Genomic DNA, 2,625 nt, shown 5'->3' on the forward strand with positions numbered 1-2,625 from the left:
CGCTCTTCCGATCTACGATTGAGCGTGAATCCTGATTAGGTAAATCCCCATCTTCTAGAGCCGCTTGCTCTAATTGCTCAATCGTTGCATTCAACGGCAATGTCCGGTCACTCGGTGACTCATTACCAACATGTTGAGAAGAAAGCGTGGTTTCAAGAGTACTTTCAGGCGCTATGTTAGAATGGATTGACCCTTCTGGCATGTGAATATTAAAGTGATGCAGTTGTTCCTCTTCCTCTCTAGGAGCAACCACAGATTCAACTTGATCATCTCTATGCTCTTCAGGATGAACATCCGTTGCATCTGGTTGAGCAACGATAGCTGAAATAGTCTGTTCATGATCACCGCGAATTCGGTTAACCAAATACGTAATCAAACCAATAAATAGCTCTCCTATCCACTCGACCATAGAAAGCCAAGAGATACCCGTGAGCAAAGTGAAGCCAGCTCCCCATAAAAATAGTAATACCAGTGTGGTGCCAAGCACGTTCAACGTTGGTAACGCTAAACTCGTTAATACATCACCAATGACTCCACCCGATGAAAAATACCAAATATCATCAAAGTTAATATCCGCCAGCCCGCAGCTTGTGAGGATAAGCACCGTCAAACCTAGAAGTCGGGTTCCCCAAATCATAAAATCTATGGGATCGTCTTGATCGCGATTACGCAGGAAAACCCAAGCGAGTGCAGTAACAATGAATGGAATAGGATAAGCGAGAGAACCAAAGATAAAAAAAAGTGTATCGGCTATCCATGCGCCAACAATGCCACCTGAATTTTGAATATCCATACCCCAAGCGGTTTGTGACCAGGATGGATCAGCAGGATTAAAGGTGAAGAGTGACACCATGAAGAAAATTGAAACCAGTACAGCGATAATAAGCACACATTCTTTTAACCGCTGCGTGCCGTTTAAACGAGAGGAGCTCGACGCATCGCCCGTCTTAATAATTGTCGCGACTTTCTTATTGTTCTCGTTGAACATAGACCTACTTTAATCTTGATGATGACTAACCAGAACTTGAGGTTACTAAAATAATAGTTAGTGAAATTAAAACAATATGAGCGGCGCAATGCCGCTCATATTGATTTAACCATAATGATGAAAAAAACCCAATTACCTAACGTCAGAATATGGAAAAGAGTTCCAACAAATCTGACCCAAACAACCTAGCGAGTTTTGATCACCAACTGATTCGTCTGTTTAACTTCTTCCATGACAACGTAGGTGCGAGTGTCATTAACACCCGGCAAACGCAGCAAGGTATCACCAAGCAGCTTTCGGTAAGCACTCATATCCGATACGCGAGTTTTTAATAAATAGTCAAAATCCCCAGAAACCAGATGACATTCTTGGATATCATCGAGTTTTTGTACTGCTGTATTGAATTGTTCAAACACGTCTGGCGCTCCGCGGTTCAACGTAATTTCAACAAAGACAAGCAGTGATGCATCAAGATACTGAGGATTCAGCAACGCTGTATACCCAGTAATATACCCTTGACGTTCTAATCGACGAACACGCTCTAAACACGGTGTCGGAGAAAGCCCAACACGTTTTGAGAGTTCAACATTAGAAATACGACCATCTTTTTGCAACTCATTAAGAATATTGCGATCGATACGGTCTAGATCCTTAGACGGCTTTTTGTAATTGTCTGCCATTTTTTATTCCACCTTATTACTTCCTTGCAAAAAAATATACTACAACTTCTTAATATTCAGTATCAAATTTTGTAAATTAGTTTCTATACTAGATATTAATTCGACAGAATTACCCTACACATAGATAATACAACCATAATAACAAAAGGAGCCAGGATGATCATTGGCGTACCAAAGGAAATCAAGAACCACGAATACCGAGTGGGCATGATACCAGCAAGTGTAAGAGAACTAATCTCTCACGGTCACCAAGTTTTTGTAGAAACTAATGCCGGTTCAGGCATCGGTTTTTCAGACGATGATTACATCGCTGTAGGCGCATCCATTCTTCCTACTGCTGCTGACGTATTCGCGAAAGCAGAGATGATTGTAAAGGTCAAAGAACCTCAAACTGTCGAGAGAGCCATGCTCAAAGAGGGACAAATATTATTTACCTATTTGCACCTCGCACCAGATTTTCCACAAACTGATGAGCTAATAAAGAGCAAAGCTGTCTGCATAGCCTATGAGACTGTAACAGATTATATGGGTCGCTTGCCACTACTTGCACCTATGTCTGAGGTCGCAGGTCGCATGTCTATTCAAGCTGGCGCCCAAACTTTGGAGAAATCTCACGGTGGACGTGGTCTTCTTATTGGTGGCGTACCAGGTGTTGAGCCTGCGAAAGTCGTTGTCGTTGGTGGTGGCGTTGTTGGTGCTAACGCAGCAAGAATGGCCGTCGGTCTACGTGCCGACGTAACGATTTTAGATAGAAACCTAGATACACTTCGTCGTCTTGATGAAGAATTCCAAGGGCGCGCGAAAGTCGTTTATTCTACAGAAGACGCTATCGAGAAGCATGTCCTAGAAGCTGATCTAGTTATCGGCGCGGTATTAATTCCGGGTGCTGCGGCTCCAAAACTGGTCACAAAAGAGCATATCGCTAAAATGAAACCAGGTGCCAGATCGGAAGAGCGG

3 protein-coding genes are annotated in these 2,625 nt (G+C 43.0%); 1 reads left to right on the forward strand and 2 read right to left on the reverse strand.

What is annotated here, in order from left to right:
* Both ACP45E_RS13810 and lrp read right to left on the reverse strand, forming a co-directional pair.
* A partial coding sequence (locus ACP45E_RS13810; protein WP_241824315.1) for a DNA translocase FtsK 4TM domain-containing protein occupies window positions 1–988 on the reverse strand: 988 nt, incomplete at its 3' end.
* A gap of 185 nt (window positions 989–1,173) precedes the next feature.
* A complete protein-coding gene (gene lrp, locus ACP45E_RS13815) occupies window positions 1,174–1,668 on the reverse strand; it encodes a leucine-responsive transcriptional regulator Lrp (RefSeq protein WP_017033863.1) in 495 nt (164 codons plus the stop codon).
* 156 nt (window positions 1,669–1,824) lie between these two features.
* Between lrp and ACP45E_RS13820 the strand changes: the two genes are divergently transcribed.
* A partial coding sequence (locus ACP45E_RS13820; RefSeq protein ID WP_069585122.1) for an alanine dehydrogenase occupies window positions 1,825–2,625 on the forward strand: 801 nt, incomplete at its 3' end.

This window comes from Vibrio genomosp. F10 str. 9ZD137, assembly GCF_049974785.1.
Taxonomy (GTDB): domain Bacteria; phylum Pseudomonadota; class Gammaproteobacteria; order Enterobacterales; family Vibrionaceae; genus Vibrio.